Genomic DNA, 281 nt, shown 5'->3' on the forward strand with positions numbered 1-281 from the left:
CTCAGAAGTGAAACGCCGTAGCGCCGATGGTAGTGTGGGGTCTCCCCATGCGAGAGTAGGGAACTGCCAGGCATCAAATTTAGTGTGCTGATATGGCTCAGTTGGTAGAGCGCACCCTTGGTAAGGGTGAGGTCCCCAGTTCGACTCTGGGTATCAGCACCAGTTTTTCGGTTAAAGTTTGGCACTTAGAAAAGAATTTGTCTGGCGGCTGTAGCGCGGTGGTCCCACCTGACCCCATGCCGAACTCAGAAGTGAAACGCCGTAGCGCCGATGGTAGTGTG

Annotated in this window: 1 tRNA gene and 1 rRNA gene; both read left to right on the forward strand. The window is 54.4% G+C overall.

From position 1 onward, the window contains the following. The first annotated feature begins 86 nt into the window (after positions 1-86). A tRNA-Thr gene (locus OGV38_RS00040) sits at positions 87-162 on the forward strand. A gap of 38 nt (positions 163-200) precedes the next feature. After that, a 5S ribosomal RNA gene (gene rrf / locus OGV38_RS00045) occupies positions 201-281 on the forward strand; the annotation flags it as partial.

The sequence above is a fragment of the Citrobacter sp. Cb080 genome (assembly GCF_030334745.1).
GTDB lineage: Bacteria > Pseudomonadota > Gammaproteobacteria > Enterobacterales > Enterobacteriaceae > Citrobacter > Citrobacter braakii.